Annotated in this window: 17 protein-coding genes and 2 pseudogenes; 9 read left to right on the plus strand and 10 right to left on the minus strand. The window is 71.9% G+C overall.

What is annotated here, in order from left to right; genetic code table 11:
* Nucleotides 1-272: 272 nt before the first annotated feature.
* The 5 genes and pseudogenes from OG992_RS33000 to OG992_RS33020 all read right to left on the minus strand — a co-directional run bounded on the left by OG992_RS33000 (nucleotide 273) and on the right by OG992_RS33020 (nucleotide 4,303).
* Nucleotides 273-863, minus strand: a complete 591-nt coding sequence (locus tag OG992_RS33000; RefSeq protein ID WP_266305421.1) for a hypothetical protein — start codon at nucleotides 861-863, stop codon at nucleotides 273-275.
* 115 nt (nucleotides 864-978) lie between these two features.
* Nucleotides 979-1,530, minus strand: coding sequence for a DNA cytosine methyltransferase (locus tag OG992_RS33005; protein ID WP_266305422.1), 552 nt, complete (start codon nucleotides 1,528-1,530; stop codon nucleotides 979-981).
* Entirely contained in the window at nucleotides 1,527-2,393 is an 867-nt protein-coding gene (locus OG992_RS33010) for a hypothetical protein (RefSeq protein ID WP_323182019.1), read from the minus strand. The genes OG992_RS33005 and OG992_RS33010 overlap by 4 nt, the downstream gene beginning before the upstream one ends.
* Nucleotides 2,390-3,283 (minus strand): annotated as a pseudogene (locus OG992_RS33015) (TRM11 family methyltransferase); the annotation flags it as partial. The pseudogene OG992_RS33015 and the gene OG992_RS33010, both read right to left, overlap by 4 nt.
* A gap of 117 nt (nucleotides 3,284-3,400) precedes the next feature.
* Nucleotides 3,401-4,303: a hypothetical protein gene (locus OG992_RS33020; RefSeq protein ID WP_266305424.1), complete on the minus strand. Its 903-nt coding sequence runs from the start codon at nucleotides 4,301-4,303 to the stop codon at nucleotides 3,401-3,403.
* 677 nt (nucleotides 4,304-4,980) lie between these two features.
* Here OG992_RS33020 and OG992_RS33025 point away from each other — a divergent pair.
* The 7 genes and pseudogenes from OG992_RS33025 (at nucleotide 4,981) to OG992_RS33055 (ending at nucleotide 14,213) form a co-directional block, all read left to right on the plus strand.
* Nucleotides 4,981-5,850, plus strand: coding sequence for a hypothetical protein (locus OG992_RS33025; protein ID WP_266305425.1), 870 nt, complete (start codon nucleotides 4,981-4,983; stop codon nucleotides 5,848-5,850).
* A 725-nt stretch (nucleotides 5,851-6,575) separates the two neighbouring features.
* A complete protein-coding gene (locus OG992_RS33030) occupies nucleotides 6,576-6,926 on the plus strand; it encodes a pilin (RefSeq protein WP_266305532.1) in 351 nt (116 codons plus the stop codon).
* 3 nt (nucleotides 6,927-6,929) lie between these two features.
* The gene (locus OG992_RS33035; RefSeq protein ID WP_266305426.1) at nucleotides 6,930-7,847 is read left to right on the plus strand and encodes a hypothetical protein; all 918 of its coding nucleotides are present in this window, start codon (nucleotides 6,930-6,932) and stop codon (nucleotides 7,845-7,847) included.
* Nucleotides 7,844-8,755, plus strand: a pseudogene (locus tag OG992_RS33040) (PrgI family protein); the annotation flags it as partial. The gene OG992_RS33035 and the pseudogene OG992_RS33040, both read left to right, overlap by 4 nt.
* A 39-nt stretch (nucleotides 8,756-8,794) precedes the next feature.
* Nucleotides 8,795-10,585, plus strand: a complete 1,791-nt coding sequence (locus tag OG992_RS33045; protein WP_266305533.1) for a VirB4 family type IV secretion system protein — start codon at nucleotides 8,795-8,797, stop codon at nucleotides 10,583-10,585.
* Nucleotides 10,582-13,083, plus strand: a complete 2,502-nt coding sequence (locus OG992_RS33050; protein ID WP_266305427.1) for a DUF87 domain-containing protein — start codon at nucleotides 10,582-10,584, stop codon at nucleotides 13,081-13,083. The genes OG992_RS33045 and OG992_RS33050 overlap by 4 nt, the downstream gene beginning before the upstream one ends.
* A gap of 278 nt (nucleotides 13,084-13,361) precedes the next feature.
* Nucleotides 13,362-14,213 carry a replication-relaxation family protein gene (locus tag OG992_RS33055; protein WP_266305534.1) on the plus strand — a complete coding sequence of 284 codons (852 nt, stop codon included), beginning with the start codon at nucleotides 13,362-13,364 and terminating at the stop codon, nucleotides 14,211-14,213.
* Nucleotides 14,214-14,228: 15 nt separating this feature from the next.
* Here the strand turns inward: OG992_RS33055 and OG992_RS33960 are convergent, their stop codons facing one another.
* The 5 genes from OG992_RS33960 to OG992_RS33075 form a co-directional block, all read right to left on the minus strand.
* Nucleotides 14,229-14,555, minus strand: coding sequence for a transposase (locus OG992_RS33960; protein ID WP_353962161.1), 327 nt, complete (start codon nucleotides 14,553-14,555; stop codon nucleotides 14,229-14,231).
* A gap of 171 nt (nucleotides 14,556-14,726) precedes the next feature.
* Nucleotides 14,727-15,929 (minus strand): ABC transporter permease, encoded by a 1,203-nt coding sequence (locus OG992_RS33060; protein WP_266305428.1) that lies wholly within the window; start codon nucleotides 15,927-15,929, stop codon nucleotides 14,727-14,729.
* Nucleotides 15,926-16,714, minus strand: coding sequence for an ABC transporter ATP-binding protein (locus OG992_RS33065; RefSeq protein WP_266305429.1), 789 nt, complete (start codon nucleotides 16,712-16,714; stop codon nucleotides 15,926-15,928). Before OG992_RS33065 ends, OG992_RS33060 begins: the two co-directional genes overlap by 4 nt.
* Nucleotides 16,711-17,895: a peptidoglycan-binding protein gene (locus OG992_RS33070; protein WP_266305430.1), complete on the minus strand. Its 1,185-nt coding sequence runs from the start codon at nucleotides 17,893-17,895 to the stop codon at nucleotides 16,711-16,713. The genes OG992_RS33065 and OG992_RS33070 overlap by 4 nt, the downstream gene beginning before the upstream one ends.
* A complete protein-coding gene (locus tag OG992_RS33075; protein ID WP_266305431.1) occupies nucleotides 17,892-18,488 on the minus strand; it encodes a hypothetical protein in 597 nt (198 codons plus the stop codon). The genes OG992_RS33070 and OG992_RS33075 overlap by 4 nt, the downstream gene beginning before the upstream one ends.
* A gap of 151 nt (nucleotides 18,489-18,639) precedes the next feature.
* Between OG992_RS33075 and OG992_RS33080 the strand changes: the two genes are divergently transcribed.
* Nucleotides 18,640-19,293, plus strand: coding sequence for a response regulator transcription factor (locus tag OG992_RS33080; RefSeq protein WP_266305432.1), 654 nt, complete (start codon nucleotides 18,640-18,642; stop codon nucleotides 19,291-19,293).
* A 9-nt stretch (nucleotides 19,294-19,302) separates the two neighbouring features.
* On the plus strand, nucleotides 19,303-20,457 hold the full coding sequence (locus OG992_RS33085; protein WP_266305433.1) for a HAMP domain-containing sensor histidine kinase: 1,155 nt from the start codon (nucleotides 19,303-19,305) through the stop codon (nucleotides 20,455-20,457).
* Nucleotides 20,458-20,751 lie beyond the last annotated feature (294 nt).

Consider the following 20,751-nt stretch of genomic DNA (forward strand, 5'->3'; position numbering starts at 1 on the left):
CGAGCACGCTGATCATGGGTCTCCCACTGCCCAAGATCGGCAATCGCGGGCCCCAGCGCCTCGTCGAATGCCGCCGGTCCTGCTCGTCGTGGCCAACTGAGCGGTGGTCGAGGGTGGGGGCGGCCGGCGGTGGTCGGCGTCGAGCCCGGGGCAGGTTGGCAGGCATCGGTGGACTCCCAAACGTCGTAGGTTCTGGCGGCTGGAACCGGGGTGGTGGCTCGTCCCGACGCTGTGTGGATGCGCCGCGACGAGCCACCAGGGCTTGGCAGTGGCTAGGTGTGCTGGCAGAGCAGAAGTCGCAGGGCAGTCGCCGCCTGGGCAGGGACGACGCCGTTGCCGAGGACCCGCAGTGCGGTGGTGCGGGGCAGCCCGAGAGTGGGGGCGGTGACCCAGTGCTCGGGCAGGCCCATGAGCCACTCCACGAACGGCGGCGCGAGGACGGGTTTGCCGTGCCGGCCAGTTTGCGTGGGTTCGGGTGCGGGGCGGCCGAGCAGCAACTCCCAGCGGGCGACCGCGTCGGCGTAGCCGCCCCACCGTTGCTCGTCGGGTTGCCCGAGTGCGGCGATGGTGGTGCGCAGGTCCGCGCCGCCGTCGCCGTGGCGCCCGGGGCCGCGCCCGTCGGACGCGCGCGGGGTGGGCAGGATCCGGGCCGGGACCCGTACCGCCGCGGAGGGGAGGGTGAGGTCTCCGTGCGAGCCGCGCTGCCCTGGGCAGCCCTTCTCGCCGTCGGTGGCCCGCGGGGTGGGCAGCAGCACTTGAGACAGCGGGGGCCGGAACCCGGAGCCCGCTCGTCGTCCGGGCGTGCCGGTGTCGCTCGCCCTGGGGGTGGGCAGTAGCCGTACGGCGTCGGTGCGTGTGTGCACGTGCTGACCGGTGCGAGCGAGGCGCTCTGCGGTGGAGGTGGGTAGGAGGCCGTGGGTGGAGCCCGACGGTTCGATGAGGTCGGGCAGGCCGTGCTGGTGGCCGGGTCCTTTGCCGTCACGGGCGCACGGTGTCGGCAGCGTCCGCACCTCCCCCGGGTCGTGGGGTGGGTGCGGCCAGCAGGAACAGCCGGTCGCGGCGGTGGGCGGCGCCGATGTCGGACGCGCGTAGGCATAGCCAGCTTGTGTCGTACCCGATCGTGGCCAGGTCGGCTTCGACGACGTCGAATCCTCGCCGCAGGAGGGCGGCGACGTTCTCCACGAACACGAGCGGCGGTCGAAGGACGCGAACGGCGTCGGCGATCGAACTCCACAGGCTGGAGTGCGTCCCGGTGATGCCGGCGCGCTTGCCGGCGTTGGAGATGTCTTGGCACGGGAACCCGGCGGTGAGGACGTCGACGGGCTCGACGCGGGTCCAGTCGACGGTGCGGATGTCGCCGAGGTTGGGCACGCCGGGCCAGTGGTGGGCGCAGACGGTGCGGGCGTGCCGGTCGTTTTCGGCGTACCAGGTGAGCTGGCCGCCGAGCACCAGCTCGACGGCCAGGTCGAGGCCGCCGTAGCCGGTGCACAGCGATCCGATGCGGGGGGTGGTGGTGTGGGCAATGCTCACGTCACCTCCCCGTGCCCGGCGTCGCCTGTCACCGGCTCGCCGTGTGGGCAGGACCAGGGGCCACAGCCAGGCGCTTCTGTGGGTTGAAAACGTGGGCGCAGCTGTACTTTGTCGAGCGGTACTCGCTGTCGGTGCAGGAAGAATTGGCCGCGCAAGGGGTGTCCGTCCGCGTTGGCCCGGGCGGATCCGTTGCGGATGGACCGGTCGAAGGCGACGGCGTCGGCCCACTCCTGGGGGCTGTGCTCGCGTAGGGCGAACCAGAAGCCGTCGTCGTGGAAGGGGCAGCCCACGCACGATGACTTCGGGGTGTCCGCGAGGCCGTGCCCGGCCAGGAGGCGTAGGCAGTCGGTGCGTCGCCAGCCGACGTCGAGCAGCGGGTGCACGTTGTGCATGTAGGCGACGTCGGAGTCGCGGGCCCGACCGATCTCGTCCAGGCTGATCCCGATCGCGACCTCTGCCCGGACCCCTCTCGGGACGCGCCTCGGGTGTGGGTAGCCGAGTCGGCGCCGCACCTCGACCTTGATGGGTTTGATCTTGTATTCGGAGGTGCACTGCCGGCGGGCCATCCCCCGCTCACCGTTGGGGCCGAGGGTGAACAGGGGCATGGAGGCGAACCGGTGGCGTGGGTCGAGCGCGTCAGCTCGGATGTCACCGGCGCTGACGCGCACCACCTCGATTCCGGCCTGTTCGGCGATGCCGGTCAGGCGGTCCAGGTGCCGGTAGACCGCTGCGGGTTCCCAGCCCGTGTCGGCGAAGATCGCCGCGTTGAACATTGGGATCTCGCCGCGAACGGCAAGTAGCAGAAGGCAGGAGCTTTGTACTCCAGCCCCGAGACTCAGGTAGCGGTGGGCGGGTGCGGTCACGCGACCACCCCGTCCCCGTGGGTGTCCTTCGAGATTTCTGAGCCCGGGTGGTCGTTGTGGGGGCGGCGGAAGATCAGCACGTCCTCGTGTGTGATCAGGTGTAGCGGGGTGCCGCCGGCGCGGGCCTTGCGTACGGCCTGGAGCTGAAAGAAGGATGGGCGGGCGATGAGGTGGCCGTCGCGGACTGCCGCGAGCAGCGCCACGCACCGCTCGGTGGGGATCAGGCCGGCGCGCATGCCAGCGGCGATGACCGCCGATGGCAGGTCGACGAGCTGGCCGTTTTTGCGCCATGGTCGGGCGGTGACGACAACGGTGCCGCCGGGGCGCAGCAGGGTCGCGCAGCCGGTGAGGATGTGCGCGAAGCCGTCGGCGAGGCCGGTGAGGTCGCGGTAGGCGAGGTTGCCGCGGTCGGTGCCGTCGTTGTAGGCGTTGTCGAATTTCGCCACGCCGTCGGCTCCGGGTCGGACGAGGCCGTGCACGGTCGGGCCATACGGTGGCGAGGTCACGACCAGGGCGACCTGCCCGGTGAGCGCGGCGGGTAGCAGGGACCGCAGGCGGGTGGCGTCGCCGCGGATCACGGAGGCCCGGCTGGTGGCGCCTTGGTGCTGGGCGTGGGTGATGTTGGCGTCGGCGATGTTCGACCAGCGTGGTTCGTACTCGACGCCGATGGCGTCGCGGCCGGCGTGGATGGCCTCGACGAGGGTGGTGCCGATCCCGCACATGGGGTCGAGGACCAGGTCGCCGGGGCGGGTGTAGGCGCGCACCGCGTGCGCGGCGATCGCGGGGAGCATCCGGGCGGGGTGCTTGACCGACTCGGGCACGTACCGGCCGCGGCGCTGCACCGGCCCGGTCTGCTGCGCGGTCGCCCACACCGACAGGTTCTCCGGCCCGTCGGGTACGCGGTGGCGTCCGCCGGTGTCGCGGTGGCGGCCGGCGTGGTCACGATGCTGGCCCTGGTTGTCCTCCGCCCGGCTGGCTGGCCCGGGTCGCTGGGGAAGGGGGTGCGCTCAGTCACGGCGGTCACCGCCCTGTCGACGGCTCGGCCTCTGCGACGCCGAGGGTGGTGGTGCCGGGCTGAAGACGAGCAGGTCGGCGTGCACGCGCAGGTGTGCCACCGCCCACGGGTGGCTGCTCTGCTGGGCGAGAGTGAGTAGTTCCTCGTCGGTGACGTGGTAGATGAACGCGTCGCCGCTGGTGTCGGCGGCGACGGCGACGATGTGCTGCAGGTAGCCCAGGCCGACGGCCGCGGCGGCGGTGGCCGCCGGGGTGAAGTCCTCGGGTCCGATTCCCCCGTTGGGGGCGGTGACGACGAGGACGAGGCAGCCGCTGGGGCGCAGCAGTCGCGCGCACGCGGTCAGCAGCCACGCCAGCCGGATCCGGTTGGTGGCGTCGGCAGGGTCGAGGGGCCAGCAGGCCACGACCAGGCTGGTCGCTTCCGCCAGCGGCGCGTCACCGAGATGGGTGGTGGCCTCGTCGGTGGGCAGGTCGGGGTCGGTGAGGTCGTCGCCGAACCACGTGCGCATGTCCGGCAGTTCGGCGCTGCTGTCCTCGGATGGGGCGGTCGGGTCGGGGCGGGCCGGCGGGGTGGCCGGTCCGATGATCAGGCTGGACGCTTCGGTGAACCAGCCGGGGTGGTGCCGGCGTGCCCCGGTGGCGCAGACGGCGGTCAGGGCGTGGTCGACAGTGACGTCGACGACGGCGTCGCCGGGGCGGCTGTAGGCGGCGACAAGCCTGTAGGCCAGTCGCGCGCCGACGCTACGGCCAGTGTCGGCCGGGCCGCGAGCGGTGCGCCACACGGTGACCGGCACCGGCGGGTCGCCGGCGACCAGGTCGATCAGGGTTGGGTCGACCTCGTTCGGGTCGACAGGCTGGGCAGGGGCGGGGTGGTGCTGCGGCGGGTGCTCGCTCATCTGGTGTGGGCTCCACGCCGCGCCGTGATGCGCTGACACCCCTCAAACCGGTTCTTGTCGGCTCTGGCGGACAGCCCTCTGTCTGACGGAGGTCTGACAGCGCCACCGGGCCGGTGCGTCACGCGTCCACTGCGGTCAGTCCGGTGCCAACATCGGTGGTGGACCGCATTGCCAGTCCGTCGCGCCAGAGCCCGCATTTCACGACCGGCACGGCCACAGAACGCCGTCATGACAGCGCTGCTACGTCGCGCGGCAGGGCCGTGCCGCTGTCAGATCGTGGTGGGCCGCAGCCGTGACAGACACGTTGCCGCGTCAGGTTGGCAATGTCCGACACCGCCGGTTGTCAGACACCGGCGGCGGTTGCCAGACCGCCGTCAGACTTCTCCTGGCGGGCGCGGCCTGGCTGTCAGAGCCGCCGGCATGGCTGATGTCACTACCCGGACTGGCGGTGTCAACGCGCAGGTCAGAGCAGGTTTGTCAGACCGTTGTCAGAGTCGGCGCAGATGGCTGTCGCCGTCAACGATCGGCGCAGCGGCGGGCGGACACGGTGTCGTCGGGCTTGCCCAGATGGGTTGTCAGAGGTCTGTGAGGTAGCCGTGGCGCAATCGATGCCTCCCGCGCGCCGGGCGACACCGCCTCGGCACCTCGAAGACTTTCCCTGATTGGGAGTGTGTGACATGACCGTGTCCACGCCAGACTGGCCCGACTCACCGTTGGACGCCGTCGACGCCGCCTTCGCGGCGCTGACCACCGGCCCCGCCCCGATGACACTCGACCTGGACACCCTCGGACCTGACAGCAGACTGCCGGGCGGTGTCATAACACTCCCGGCGCTGCGCGACTGGCTGCTGCGCCACCCCCGCGCCTACGCCGCGCGGGACGCGGTGTGGCGGGACCTGGTGTGCCGCGCCCGCCTCGACGGGCCGTCCTGGGTCATCGCGGCGGTGGCGATGGCGATGCCCGCGCTGCGCCGCCACGCAGGACGGCTGCACGCCGGTTGGTTCGGGGATGCCGCCGACCTCGACGCGGAGATGTTGGCTGGTTTCCTCACCGCTTTGCGCGACCGCGTTGATCTGGCCAAGCCCGCCCCGTACGCGGCGTTGTGCATGGCCGCCTGGCGGGCCGGACACGAGTTGCTGCGTGCCACCGGCACCGCAGTGCCGGTCGAGGACATTGAGCACGTGATTGGCCCTCGCACCCCGCACGTCCCCTATGGGCACCCCGACCTGCTCGTGCGACGTGCCGCTCGCCTCGGGCTGCTTGAGGACTGCGACCTCGACGCCTACATCGACTTGCGGCTCGGACGCCGGTCGATTGAACCCATCGCGGCGCGGTTGGGCATTACCGTCGATGCACTGCGCAAACGAGTAGCCGGGATTGATGAGCGTCTCGCCGACGCCTTGGGCAAAGGTTTGCTCACCGGCGTCGTGTCCCCTGAGGCCCGCGCGTACCTGCGGAAGCAGTCCGTGCACCGTACGCGGACCCGCGCAGGCCGCGTCGTCAGCCGAGCGGGGCGGGCGGCGCCTCCGACAGCCGCCGCTGCCTGACCTGGGCGGCGATCCTGATGCGGGGGTCCGACTATGACGGTCGGACCCCCGCTTTCGCTGTCGCGCCTTTGCTGCGTCGGTGCTGCCGGCCGCAGCAGCACGCTGTGGGACAACATTGCTGCTGGAGCCGCACGCCTGAGTTCGCTTGGGTGTCAAAGGCATGCTGGCCCTTGAAGGCCTGGCCGGGGTCTGGCGCGGGACGCCACCACCCGGCTTGTTGTGGATCACCACGCGTAGAGCGTCCTAGGTTGCTAGCCCTGAACTGGTAGCCGGCGGACGGCGTCTTCACCCTGTGCGACGCGCCCACCCAGCGGGGCCAGCTGAGCCGGACAACCGGACGCGGCCTCGCACTGCCAGACCGATGTCAGCTCCGAACGTGTCCGCCGGAGCTGACAAACGCCGGTTTGAGGGTGCGGAACATTCCCGGCGCCACAGCAAGACGGTGCCGAGATTTCCGCCCGCCGCCGGGCCTCGAGGTTGGGGCCGACCGTGAGCCGGACGCCTCGGGTGCCGCGCCGACTGGTGCGCTGACACCTCACCGATACCGCCACACCCGACAGGGAGGACGTGCTCCTCCCGAGGGCCTGTCGCGGCTCGACCGTGTCCCTGTCTCTCGCGCCCGGCGGCGGCCTAACCGTTGTTACGACGCCCTACCCCCGGGCCTGGGGGCGGGGCCGGAGGTGAAACCGCTCGTGTCCCGCATTCCGGCACGTCTTCGTGCCCTCATCCACTGCCGTACCGCCCGCCGCGCGGGCCGCGTCGGCACCGTCGCCGGTGCGGTGCTGCTGTCGCTATCGGTGCCCACCGCCGCTCACGCCGACGCCGGCGTTGCTGTGCTGGCGGCGAACTCGCTGCCGGTCGTCATCGAGAACCTGCGGCTGTGGCTGGTCGGCATCCTCGCCGCCGTGGCCACCCTGTTCCTCGTCCTGGCCGGCGTTTACTGGGCCACGGCCGCAGGTGACCCGGCGCAGGTCGAAAGGGCTAAGGGCGCGCTGAAGAACGCCCTGGTCGGCTACGGGCTGGCCATCCTCGCACCTGTGCTGTTGCAGGTCGTTCGAGGCATCGTCGGGGGCTGACTCATGGGCTGGATGCTTGAGCAGATCCTGGACTGGCTCGCCGCGGCGATCCTCGCGACTCTGGACGCGCTGATTGGGGTGATTAGCAGCGCGCTGCTGGTCACCCCGAACGTCACCGCCCTGCCGCAGGTGCAGGCCCTGACCGGTCGTTCGGTCCTCGTCGTGGATACCGTCTTCGTCCTGGCGTTCGTCGCCGCCGGGGTGCTCACCATGACCGCCGGCGGCGACGAGGGTTCCCGCTACACGATCAAAGACCTTCTTCCCCGCCTGATTGTGGGGTTCGTCGCCGCGCACTTCTCCCAGCTGTGGTGCGGCATGCTGATCGACCTCGCCAATGCCCTCACCGCCGCTCTCACCACCGGCGACGGGGACAGCGACGGCGCGCTGGGCGCGATCAAGACGCATGTTGCGGCAGGGCAGGACAAGACCGCGGTGCTGCTGTTCGTGATCTGCGTGGCGATCATCGCCGTGCTGCTGGCCGGTACGGCGTTCAGTGTGATCGTCCGCTTCTCCGTCGTCATTGTTCTGACCGCTTTCGCGCCGTTGGCGCTGGCGTGTCACGCGCTGCCGCAGACCGATCCGGTCGCCCGGATGTGGTGGCGCTCCTACGCCGGGGTGTTGGCGGTGCCGGTGGGGCAGGGCTTCACCCTGTTTGCCGGGCAGTGGATGCTCACCGATCCTGACCATCTGCTGCCCGTGCTCGGCCTGCCGGTCGACCCCGGCGGGGTGATCAACCTGTTCATCGTGATGGTCATGCTGTGGACCACCCTGCGGGTGCCCGCGTTGATGAGCCGCTTCGTCTCCGCCTCCGGCGGCCGTGGCACGAGCATGGTCGGCGCCGCGGCACGGGTGATCTTGGTACAGCAGGTCACCCGGTCGGTTCCCGGCCTCGGCCGCGGCCTTCGGGCGGTAGGCCGATGACCGACCACACGGACACCGGCCGGACGCGGATGCCCGCCGACGTCGACGCCCCCGACAAGGTCGCCTACGGCCTGACATTCCGGCAGCTGGCGATCCTCGCCGTCGCCGCCCTCGCCTTCTACGGCGCCTGGCGAGGCCTGCACACGGTCGTTCCGGTGCCGGTGCTCGTCGGTGCCGCCGTTGTCGCCAGCGGGCTGGTTGTCGGTGTCGCGGTCGGCCGCCGTGACGGGCTCTCCCTGGACGTGTGGCTCCTCGCCGCCGTTCGCCACTGGCGCTCGCCTCGAGCACTGTCGACCACCGACACACTGTCGAAGACCCCCGACTGGGTGCAGGCACCGAAGAGAGCGGTGATGCTGCCGGCGCCGCTGAAGCTGCCCGCAGACGCCATCGACGACAGCGGGGAGATCCGCCTCGGCGGGACACGGGCGGCGATGGTGGCCGCCACCAACGTCAACCTCGCCCTGCGCACTCCCGACGAGCAGGCCGCCCTGGTCGACACCTTCGGCCGCTGGCTCAACAGCCTGTCCACACCGACGCAGATCGTCGTGTCGGCGCAGCCGGTGGACCTACACTCGGCCGCCCGCACCCTCGCCACCGCGGCGCACGCCCTGACGCACCCGGCCCTGGCCGACGCCGCGACCGATCACGCCCGCTTTCTCGACGACCTCGCCACCGGTAGGGATCCGCTGCGCCGGCAGGTCCTCATCGTCACCCGCACCGGCGCGGGCGAGCGGGGCGAGCACGCCGCGCGCCGCCGCGCCACCGACACCGTCCGCGCCCTGTCCGGCCTCGGCATGAGCACCCGGGCCCTCGACGGGGCGGCGGTCACGGCGGCGATCGCCGCCGCCGCCGACCCCTACCGCCCGCCCCGACCCGGCGGCCTCGCCGCTCCCGACACCGTCATCACCGGGGCCGGACATCCACACCGACAGGAAGAAGCGATCCCGATGAAAGTCTGCACCCGTTTCCGCACACCCACCCCTGGTGGCGGCCAGCCCTCCACGCTGGCGGCTACCGTCGTTCCCGCCTCGGTCGAGGTGACCCCGCGGATGCTGCGCGTCGGCGACGGCTACGCCGCGACCCTCGTCGTCACCGGCTACCCGGCCGAGGTCGGCCCGGCCTGGCTGGAACCGCTGCTGTCCTGGCCGGGCCGCCTCGACCTGGCCCTGCACATCGACCCGCTGCCCACCCCGGTCGCGGCGTCACGGTTGCGCAACCAGCGTGCCCGTTTCGAGTCGTCGCGGCGCGCGGACGCCGAGGCCGGCAAGCTGACCGACCCGTCCGTCGACGCGGCCGCGGACGACGCCGCTGACCTCGCCCAGCGCCTCGCCCGCGGTGTTGCGAAGCTCTTCCGCGTCGGCCTGTACCTGACCGTGCACGCCCGCAGCGAAGACGAGCTCCTGCACGCGTGCGCGCAGGTGAAAGCCGCCGCCGCGTCGACGCTGATCGAGGTGCAGCCGGCGACGTGGCGGCACCTCGCCGGCTGGACCACCACCCTGCCCCTGGCCACAGACTCGCTGCGGGTGCGCCGCACCATGGATACCCAAGCCCTCGCCGCGGCGTTTCCCCTCGCGTCGGCGGACCTGCCCGCGCCGCTGCCCGGCGACCCGCCCGCCGAGGGCGGCATCCTTTACGGCGTCAACCCCGACTCCGGCGGCATCGTCTGGTGGGACCGCTGGGCGCAGGAGAACCACAACTCCGTCGTCCTGGCCCGCTCCGGGGCCGGGAAGTCGTACTTCGTGAAGCTGGAGATCCTGCGCAACCTCTATCAGCGGGTGCGGGTCGCCGTCATCGACCCCGAAGACGAATATGTGCGCCTCGCCGACGCCGTCGGCGGCACCGTCATGCGCCTGGGTATGGCCGGGGTGAAGCTCAACCCGTTCGACCTGCCCGCCGGGGACACCCGCCCCGACGTCCTCACTCGCCGCGGTCTGTTCCTGCACACCCTCATCGCGGTGATGCTCGGCCAACAACCGCCGCCGGCGGAGCGGGCGGCCCTGGATCGAGCCATCCTCGGCGTCTACCGAGCGGCGGGCATCACCGCCGACCCCGCCACTCATCACCGACCCGCACCGTTGCTGCGCGACCTCGCCGACCGCCTGCACGCCGATGACGACCTCGCCGCCGTCCAGCTTGCCGCCCGCCTGGCCCCGTGGGTGCACGGGTCGTTCTCGGACCTGTTCGACGGGCCCAGCACCGCTCGCCCGGACGGGCATTTGGTGGTGTGGTCGTTGCGGCACCTGCCCGACGAGCTGCGCGCCGTCGGCACCCTCCTCGCCCTCGACGCGATCTGGCGGCAGGTCGACGCCCCCAGCGAACTGGCCACCCGCCAGCTGGTCGTGGTGGACGAGGCGTGGCTGCTGATGCGCGACGGCGAGGGCGCCCGATTCCTGTTCCGCATGTCCAAGGCCGCCCGCAAGCGCCACGCCGGCCTGACCGTCATCACCCAGGACGTCGCCGACATCCTCGGCACCGACCTCGGCCACGCGGTCGTCGCGAACGCCGCCACGCAGGTGCTGCTCAAGCAGGCCCCGCAGGCCATCGACGCCGTCGGCGACGCGTTCGGCCTCACCGCCGGCGAACGCCGACTGCTGCTCGCGGCCCGCGTCGGCACCGGCCTACTCATCTCCGGTGCCAACCGGACCAGCTTCGACGCCATCGCCTCTAACACCGAGCACCAGCTGTGCACGACACGCCCGAGTGAACTCGCCGACCTGGACGAGGGAGACGACCTATGACCGCGTCCGACTTCACCAGCGCGGTTGTCCTTCCACCCAAGCCGGCGCCCAGCCCTTCGGGGCCGGACGCCGGTTTTGTGTTACCTCCGACCGGGCTGACCCGCTGGCTCCTCGACGCCGCCGCCTGGTCCGGACAACGGCCGTGGCTGCTGACCGTGGCCGCCGCCGCCCTCGTGGTGTTCGTCGCCGGGCGCAACCTGCTCGCCCTGTGGCGGCACCGCCGGCACGCCGACGGCGCCCGCCTCGTCACGATCGCCCCACCACCGGAGGTCGACCCCCACAGCGCGGCAGCGTTGTGGGCGAACCTCGCCGGCACGCTCACCCCTTCTCGACGCAGGCGCCTGCTGTACGGCAGCCCGCACGTGGTGTGGCAGTACATCTGGGCCGGACGGCGGCTGCTCATCTCCGTATGGGTGCCCGGCACCATCGCACCCGGCGCCGTCGAGGCCGCGGTCCGTGCCGCCTGGCCAGGCGCCGCCTGCACCACCAATGCCACACCCCCACCGCCGATACCGATCGACGTGCCGGCGGCGGTGGGCGGGCACCAGCTGCCCACCGCCGCCGAATGGCTCCCCCTGCACACCGACCACGACACCGACCCGCTACGGGCGCTGATGTCCGCAGGCTCCGGGCTACGCGCCGACGAGTACGCCTGCGTGCAGGTCCTCGCCCGCCCCGCCGCGTCTCGCCGCGCCCTTCGCGCCCGACGCGCCGCGGCCCGGCTACGCGACGGCACAACCGCCATCCCCACCATCAACCCCGTCGCCCCTCTTCTCTGGCTCATCGACCTGTTCCTGCCCGCCCGCACCTCCCCCACCGTTCGACCCGCCGCCGGCCGACGGGACCCAGGAGTGGAACGCGATGTGCGGGCCATCCTCGACAAGACCGCCCACCCCCTGTGGGAAACCGCCGTGCGCTACGCCATCGGCAAGAACAACCACCGAACGAGCACCGACCAGCGGCCGCGGCTGCGTGGCATCGCCGGCACAGTGGCGTCGTCCTTCGCGGTGTACTCCGGCCGCAACCGCCTCACCCACCGCACCCGCATGCCCCACCCCGCCGCCGTCCTCGCGGCGCGGCGCCTCGGCGCCGGGTTCCTCACCAGCACCCCCGAGCTGGCCGCCCTCGCCGCCCTACCCCGCGACCTGGCCGTGCCCGGCCTCGACCGGGCCCGAGCGAAGTCCATGCCCACCCCGGTCGCCGTCCCCACTGGTGGGCGCGGCACGAAGGTGATCGGCGACGCGCAAGTCGGCGGCCACGGCGTCGCCCTGGCCGTTCCCGACGCCCGCTACCACCTGCACGTCGTCGGCTCCACCGGCAGCGGAAAGACCACACTGCTGGTCAACATGGCCGTCGACGACATCACCACCGGTCGCGGCACCGTCGTCATCGACCCGCACGGCGACATGGTGCTGGACATCCTCGACCGGCTCCCCGCCTCCGTCGCCGACCGGGTGGTCCTGTTCGACCCCGACCAGCCCAACCCGCCGACGATCAACCCGCTGTCCGGCGACGACCCCGACCTGGTCGTCGACAACCTCGTGTCGATCTTCGGGAACATCTTCGCCAAGGCCTGGGGGCCCCGCATGGACGACGTCATGCGGGTGGCCTGCCTGACTCTGCTGCGACACGCCAACGTCACGTTGCAGCACATCCCACCCCTGCTCAACTCGGCGCAGTTCCGCTCGGCGATGACCGTCGACCTCGACGACCCGGCCGGCCTGGCCGGATTCTGGCAGTGGTACGACGACCTCAACCCGGCCCTGCGCTCTCAGGTCATCGGACCCGTCCTGGCCCGCCTACGGGCGTTCCTGCTGCGCGACTTCGTCAAACGCACCATGCGCTACCCCCAGTCCAGCTTCGACATGGGCGACGTCCTCGACGGCGGAGCCCTCCTCGTGCGGATCCCGAAGGGTCAGTTCGGCGAGGACACCAGCAAACTTCTCGGCTCCCTGATCCTCGCGCAGGTGTGGCAAGCGGCCACCGCCCGCGCGAAGACCGCACCGGACAAGCGGCGCGACGCCACGCTGATCATCGACGAGGCGCAGAACTTCCTCACCCTCGCCAACAGCCTCGACACCATGCTCGCTGAGGCCCGGAAGTACCGGCTGTCCCTCGTGTTGTCCCACCAGGACCTCGCCCAGTTCCCCAAGGACCTCCTCGCGGCCGCGTCCGCGAACGCCCGCAACAAGATCTACTTCTCGTGCGCGCCCGAGGACGCCCGCGTGCTCGCCCGCCACACCCTCCCAGAGCTCGATGAGCATGACCTGAGCCATCTCGACGCGTACACCGCCGCCACCCGCCTCGTCGTCGACGGCCGGCAGACCCCGGCGTTCACGATGCGCACCCGCGCGCCGAAGCCCGTCGTCGGGGAGGCGACCGCTATTCGACAGGTCGCGGCGGCCCGCGTGCCCTCGCAGGACACGAGCGGTATCGACGAGCTGGTCGAGCAGTACTCCCGGCGGGGGGACAAGGCGAACAGGGGCCGCCGACGGTAGTCGCACCCCGTCGCGGCAGGCTCGCCCGTCGAGACGGCCTGCCGCCAGGAGCGGCAGGGGTGGGGCTTCCGAGTGCCCTTCCGTTACGGCTTCCGCTGCCCTTCACCACCGCCCCCGGGTCAGGCCGACGTCCGGTCCGGTCACGCGGACGGTCCCCGCAGGACACGAGGCCTCAGTGCCGATCCTCGTCGTGGCTGTCAGTTCCCGACACCCTCCCCACAGGAGGGTTCATTCCTTCCACTCCCCCTAGGAGATGCCTCGTGTCCCGCTCATCCCTCATGCGTGACCGTCTCGATCATCTGCGCCGGCTCACCCTGCGCGATCGTCAACTCTTGGCCTGGCTGGCCGAGCACTATGTGCTGTCGGCCGGTCAGATCACCCAGGCCCTGTTCCCGTCCGAGCGCTCGGCCCGGCTTCGTCTGGCGACCCTGCACACGATCGAGGCCCTCAGTCGATTCGTGGACGTCACCACCGGCGGCCGGCAACACCTTTACGCTCTCGGCCCGCTCGGCATGCTCGTGCACCCCACCACCTTCCACGACCCGGACCACCCCGACGCCCGCACCCCGCACACCAGCTTCGACCGCGTCGCGCGGATCGTCGGCAGCCGCAACCTGCGGCATCTGCTCGGCACGAACCAGATGTTCATCGACCTCATCGCGCACACCCGCACCCACCCCAGCGCGCAGCTGCGGCGGTGGTGGTCGGAACAACACGCCACCGGCGCCTACGCCATCGCCGGCGTCCGGCCCGACGGACACGGCATCTGGTCCGTCGACGGCCACACCGTTGGGTTCTTCCTCGAACACGACAACGCCACCGAACCCCTGGCCACCGTACTGGCGAAGCTGCGCGCCTACAGCCGCCTCGCCGAGTTCGGGCCCCGCTACCCGGTCCTGCTGCGGGTGCCGAGCCGTCGCCGCGAAGCGCACCTCCTCGACGCGCTGGCCGGCCTGACCACCGCCATGCCCGTGGCCGTAGGCGTCCATGACGAGGATCCCACAGGTCCCTTCTGGACGCTTGCCGCGGACCCGGCGGTGCGCCGCTGCCTGCATGAGCTGCCCAGCGACCACGGTCCCGCCAATCCCGCGTCCAACCCCCACCGCTACATCGAGGACGTGGACGCCTAGGCACTGTTTCTCGGATCATGTTCTGACCCAGATGACGAGGGCTGCGAGCGAGACGGTACCGAGGTAGATGGAGGCGCGTTTCTCGTAGCGGGTGGCGACGGCCCGGAAACCCTTGAGGCGGTTGATGGTGCGTTCGACGGTGTTGCGTGTCCTGTAGCGCTCGCTGTCGAACCCGGTGAGCCGATCTCCTCGGGAGCCTCGGTTCTTGCGGTGTCTCTGCTGGTCGAGACTTTCGGGGATCGTGTGTGGGGTGCCGCGTCGTCGCAGAAGCGGCCTCCTGGAGATCCGTTCGGCAGTCGCGGCAGTGGCCGGGGTGGGTGGCGCGGAGGCGGCGGCGCCCACACCGATGACGGCCCGGCCACGGCCACGTTCGCGGAAGGGCCGGTGCGGGCGGGGACGGCCGTCCTGGTGTGTGCGGCCGTGGTCGTCGGGCTGATCGCCGCCTCGGTGTTCGGTTGAACGAAGTGACGGACGGCGTGTGCGGTTCCGACTCCGGACCGGCCCCCGCGCCTCTCACACCGAGCTCAACGCCTCCGTAGGTGTCAGCCGGGCCGCGCGCGTCGCCGGGTAGAGGCCCGCGACCGTTCCGATCAGGGCCGCCGATCCGACGCCCGCCAGCAGGACGGTCACCGGCATGACGACGGGCCAACCCTGGGTGAGGGACCAGCCCGCCGTGATGAGCGCGCCCAGCAGTACGCCGACCGTGCCGCCCGAGCCGGACAGGGCCACGGACTCGGCGAGGAACTGGATGCGGATCTGGCCGCGCCCGGCCCCCAGAGAGCGGCGCAAGCCGATCTCTGGGCGTCGTTCCAGGACCGAGATCACCATCGTGTTGGCCACGCCCACACCTCCGACGAGCAAAGCCACCGCGCCGAGGCCCAGGAACAGTGACGTGAAGGCCGACTTGGCGGCCAGCTGGGCCTCCAGGGCGTCGGACGGGCGGCTCACCCGTACGTCCTGCGGGTTCTGCGGGTTGGCCGTGGCTGCCAGCACGCCGCGTACCGCTTCCACGGACTCGTCGGCCGAGCGTTCGTACACCGTCGTCGGGTGGCCGTCGAAGGCGAACAGGTCGCGGGCGGCGTCCCAGCCGATGAGCGCGGACCTGTCGATCTCCGGGGCGAGTGCGACGGGGGCGAGGAGCCCGGTCACCGTGAACCACAGCTCCCCGATGTACACCTGCTGCCCGGTCCCGTCAATCCCGAGCCGTTCGGCGGCCACCGAGCCGAGGACGACCGCCGGGTAGCGGCCGGTCGCCCCGTTGAGGAACTCTCCCCGCGCCATCGAACCGCCGACGGTCGGCAGCAGATCGGTCCTGGCGGCGGCCACGCCGATCCCGCCGCCGGCCAGGGGGTCGATGCGGTCGGTCCGGCGCACGGTGACACCGGAGAGCTGGGCGGTGGCCGTGACGGACTCGACCGGTCCGATCCGCCCGATCATCTCCACCGCGTCCGCCGGGAGCTGCGCGTCCTGGCCGAACAGGTCGCGTCCGGGCGAGACCGTCAGCAGATTGGTGCCGAGGCGGCTGATCCGGTTCGTGAGGTCGGCCTGCCCCGCGTTGCTGATGCCGAGCACGGCGACCATCGCGGCGATTCCTATGGCGATGCCGAGTGCGGACAGCACCGCACGCGTCGGCCGGCTTCGGATTCCGACGAGGCCGACGCGGACGATGTCCGCGGGCAGGAGGCGTGAGGGGGTGGGGAGTTCGGATGCTCTCATCGGGCGGGCTCCTCGGTCGGGTGGGGGGCCGGGCGGTCGTCCGAGTCCTCGACGATCTCGCCGTCCAGCAGCGTGACCCTGCGAGGCAGCTGCGCGGCCAGCGCGGAGTCATGGGTGATCACGACGATGGTGGTGCCCTGTGCGTTCAGGTCGCGCAGGAGCGCGAGAATGCCCTGGCCCGCCGCCGAGTCCAGGTTGCCGGTCGGCTCGTCGGCCAGGATCACGGCGGGGCGGATCGCGATGGCCCGGGCGATGGCCGTCCGTTGCCGCTCGCCGCCGGACATCTCGTGCGGCTGGTGCCATAGGCGGTGGCCCAGCCCCACCTGGCGCAGCGCCGCCACGGCCAGTTCGCGCCGGCGGCGGGCGGTGATGCCGTGGTAAAGCAGTCCTTCGGCGACGTTGTCGACGGCGCTGCGCCCGGGGGAGAGGAAGAACTGCTGGAACACGAAACCGATCCAGCGCGCCCGCACCGCCGACAGACGCCGGTCGTTCAGCCCGGCGACGTCGTGGCCGCGCAGCAGCACCCGGCCGGTGGACGGACGGTCCAGCGTGCCCATCAGGTGGAGCATGGTCGACTTCCCGGACCCGGAACGGCCGACCACGGCCAGGAGTTCACCGCCCCGTAGGTCGAGACTCGCCCCCCGGAGCGCGTGCACTCCTCCCGGATAGGACTTGGAGACGTTCTCCAGTCTGATGACCGGAGCTTCGCCCGCTGACCCGTTGGCCACTCGGATGGACGACTGTGGCGCCTTGTCCCGCGATGGCGCCGCACCGGGTCTGCTCATGCGCGCGGCACCTTCACCTGCATGCCCTCGGTGACCCCGTCGCCGGACACCTCGACTTTGCCCTGGGCGAACGCGCCGAGGCGGACACGTACGAGCCGGCCCTGCGGCGTCTCGACCGCGTATCCGCCCTCGGCCAGCGCCAGCAGCGCCGGGATCGGGACGGCAAGGACGTTCTCGCGGCGGTCACTCGTGAAGTCGACGGAGACGGGCGCGCCGTCGAGGCTTCCGACGTCCTTGGGCCGGGTGAGGCTCACCCGGACCGCGATCGTGGCGTTCCGGGTGGCGTCGTCCCGGTCGGCCGTACTGCCCTGCCGGCCGTCCGTTTCCGGCGCGTCGGCCACCGTGCCGACGTCGGTGACCTTGCCGCTGGTCGTGGTGCCGCCCGGCAGCCAGACGTGGACGGCGGCTCCCTTGCGGGCCAGCTGCTGCTGGGCGACCGGCATGGCGACGGTGACGACGCGTTCCGTACCGGAGAGGGCCAGCAGCTCGCCCTCGGCCGGCGCGCCGATGATGCCACGCGTCTCCGTCACGCGTACGGGACCCGGCTCGACGAGCGCGTCCCCGGGGGACACGGTGCCGGTCTCCTCGTGGCCGAGATCCTCCTGCCAGTCCCGTACGGCGTCGGCGGTCCCGGACGAGTAGTGCTCGTCGTCGGCGAGCTGGTCGCCGTGGCCGAGCTTCTTGAGGTTGCGCTTGAGGACACGTACGTCGGGGCCGTCGGGCACGCCCACGGAGAGCTCCCGGTACAGCGGTGTACCGCCGTAGAACAACGGCACGTCCACCCCGCCGACGGCGTAGGCGCGGTCGCCGCGCACTAGGGTGGTGCCGACGTCGGGCAGCCAGGTCACGATCGCGCGGCCGGAGCCGGCGACGGTGTAGTGCCCGTCGTACCCGAGCGTGCCGTCGACCCGCTGCGTCTGCACGAGATCGGTCCGGGTCACTGTGGTCGTCGCGGTACGGGTGGCGGCGGCGCCGGGTGCCGGCCCGTCCTTGTCGTGCAGCAGGATCGCCGCGCCCGCGCCGGCCGCCGCCAGGAGGGTCAGGGGGGCCATGAGGAGCACGCCGCGCCTGCGCCGGCGGGGAGGCCGCCCTCCGTCGTCGGGGTCAGTGGCACCCGGCGGGTCCGCGGGGCCGGGTACGAAGGCACCGGTGTGCGGCAGCCGGTCGACGTCGTCGCTCATTGGTCACCACCCGCCGTGGGCGAGGCGGAGCCCGTTCCCGCCCCGATGGGCGTGCGACAGGCGGTGATCGCGTCCCGCGCCTCGGGGCTGTTCGCCGCCCCGCTCAGCTGGAGCGGCTTGCCGGGCTCGGGGTCCGCGACGTCCAGGCCCTTGCGGCGCAGGCACGCGGCGAGGGCGACGGCGCGGTCCTGCGCCGTGCTGTCGGTGCCGTCCTTCGCCCCGCCGCCGAGCAGCTTCTGGCATTCGGTGAGCGCGGTCTGCGTCTTGGTGTCGCCCTTGGTGCCCGCCGGGAGCTGTACGTTCTCCTCGCCCGGGGCGGGGTCGGGAATCTGGACACCGTTCTCGCGCATGCACCGGGCGAAGGCCACCAGCTGGTCCTGTCGGCTGCCGCCGGGGGAGGCCGAGGCCGACGCATCCTTCTTCGCGTCGTCGTCGCCGGCGCTCGCGACGCCCGGCGAACCGGAGTCGCCCGAGCATGAGGTCAGCGCCAGCATCGTGGCCGCGGCCGCGGCCGCGAGGGCGGCCCGGCCCCTGGCACGGGGGAGCCGTCCGGCCTCCCGCCCCGATGCGTTCGTCCCACTCCTGAATGCCACGGTTCCATCCCTTCCTTGCCCTGTCGTGCGTGCGTCCACAGATATACGGGGGGCGGGGTTGCGGCACGGTTTCCGACCGTGCATACGGTGGCGAAACAACGGAGCGGGTAGAACGGTGATCGGTGACGTCGGCGGACAGGGGAACGGGTCGATGCGGGTGCTGGTGGCGGAGGACGAGGCGATGCTCGCCGACCTGGTCGCGGAGGGGTTGCGCCAGTACGGGATGGCCGTCGACGTAGCCCTGGATGGTGATGCGGCTCTGGAGCGCCTCTTCGTCAACGACTACGACGTACTGGTCCTGGACCGCGACCTGCCGGGTACGCATGGCGACGAGGTGTGCCGTCAGGTCGTCGCCTCCGCGGCCCGTACCCGCATCCTGATGCTGACGGCGGCGGGGCAGACCGGCGACCTGGTGGCGGGCCTCGCCGTCGGCGCCGACGACTACCTCTCCAAACCGTTCGAGTATCCGGAGCTGGTGGCCCGCGTCCAGGCACTCTTCCGACGCGCCACGCGTGCGGTGCCCCCGGTGCTGGAGCGGGCCGGGGTCACCCTGGACATGCCGCGCCGGCAGGCGTTCCGGGAGGGCCGTTACCTGCGGCTCTCGCCCAAGGAGTTCGCGGTGCTCGAAGTGCTCCTCGTCGCCGAGGGCACGGTCGTCAGCGCCGAGGAGCTGCTGGAACGGGCCTGGGACGAGAACGCCGACCCGTTTACCAGCGCGGTACGGATCACCATGAGCAAGCTCCGCGCCAAACTGGGCGAACCGTGGTTGATCGAGACCGTGCCCGGCAGCGGCTACCGGATCTGAGGGGCCAGGATGCCGGTACCGACTGTGAACCCGAGCCGGCACCGAGGCTCGGTGCGGGTGCGGCTGACCGCCCTGTACAGCGTGGTCTTCTCCGTCACCGGCCTGCTGCTGCTCGGCCTGACTAACCTGCTGTTCCGTACGCGGATCGGCGCCACGACCGTGACGGTCGTGCCGAAGAGCGAACTGCCCACGGGAGGGGTCTCCACGCTCACCCCCAGCCAGCTGGCGGCGGTGGCCGAACGGGTGCGCGGCGACGCGCTCGAACAGCTCATGCTGATGTCCGTGCTCGCCCTGGTCGTGATGCTGCTGGTCTCGGTGGCCCTGGGATGGTGGATCGCGGGACGGATACTGCGCCCCCTGCACACCATCACGGCCACCGCGCAGCGGCTGTCCGCGGCTAATCTGCACGAGCGGATCGCGCTGGAGGGGCCCAACGACGAGCTCAAGGACCTCGCGGACACCTTCGACGCGCTGATGGACCGGCTGCACGCGGCCTTCGAGGCACAGCGCCGATTCGTGGCGAACGCCTCCCATGAGCTGCGTACTCCCCTAGCCGTGCAGCGGGCCGCGATCCAGATCCGGCTGGGCCGGGCCGGGCCGCAGGACCTGCCGCGGGTCCAGGAGGAGCTGCTGGAGGCCAACCGGCGCAGCGAGCGGCTGATCGAGGGCCTGCTGACCCTGGCCACCAGCGACCGGGGCCTGGACCGGCAGGAACCGGTCGACGTGGCACAGGTGGCGGCCGAGGCGGTCGGCCAGTGGCAGCCGGCGATCAGGGAGGCCGGTCTGCGGGCCGCTCTGGACCTGCGGCCGATGCCGGTGACGGGCGATCCGGTGCTGCTACTCCAGCTCGTCTCCAACCTCGTCCAGAACGCCGTACGTCACAACGTGCCCGGCGGGACGCTGGAGTTGGCCACGTCGGCCGGGGGCGGGCTTCTGGTCCGCAACACCGGCTCCGTCGTTCCGCGCCACGAGGTTCAGGGGCTCCTCGAACCCTTCCGCCGGCTGTCCCGGCAGGGCGAGGGCGTCGGCCTCGGCCTGTCCATCGTCCGCTCCATCGCTCAGGCGCACGGCGGCACGGTCGAGCTCGCCGGCCTTCCCGGTGGCGGCCTGGAGGCCCGCGTCCGCCTGACCGCGACCGCGTTGGCGCAGCCGGTTCCGGCATGACGGTGAGCCCGCCGGCGCGGCGAGGTGGCTTACCGGCCCCGGCCCGCGGTCTCTCTGCCGTCCCCGTTCCCGCCGACGATTCCCTTCGCCGCGAGAGCTGCCTCGATGGCGGCGGCCTTCGCGGCGCCCGGTCCGGCAACGGGCGCGGCGCCCGGCCCTGCACCGTCAGGGCTGTCCCCCGGCGGCCCCTGTGCGTAGGCGGATGCCTGGAGGGCGAAGAGCCGGGCATAGCAGCCGCCCAGCCGCATCAGCTCGTCGTGCGTCCCCTGTTCGGCCGGACGGTCTCTGACGTGG

This window comes from Micromonospora sp. NBC_00362, assembly GCF_026342155.1.
Taxonomy (GTDB): domain Bacteria; phylum Actinomycetota; class Actinomycetes; order Mycobacteriales; family Micromonosporaceae; genus Micromonospora; species Micromonospora hortensis.